Below are 257 nucleotides of genomic sequence, written 5' to 3' on the forward strand. Positions count from 1 at the left end.
GCTTTAGTAGTTGTGAAGGCACTTGTTGGAAGCCCATGGGGAATGTTTACAATCGCAGCAACAATTCCAATTGCTATTTTAATGGGAGTTTACATGCGTTACATTAGACCAGGGCGAGTAGGGGAAGGATCAGTAATCGGTATTGTTCTACTAGTCCTATCGCTTATTGGTGGACAGTATGTAGCAGAAAATCCAACACTTGCAAGTATGTTTACTTTTAGTGGTGAAACAATTGCTATTATGCTTATCGTATATGG

General features: G+C 40.1%; 1 protein-coding gene. It reads left to right on the forward strand.

The genetic code is table 11. The features are described 5' to 3' along the window. Positions 1 to 257: carbon starvation CstA family protein (locus tag SB775_RS31255; RefSeq protein ID WP_410865162.1), on the forward strand; the 257-nt coding region annotated here is incomplete at both ends.

The sequence above is a fragment of the Peribacillus sp. SIMBA_075 genome, assembly GCF_046534585.1.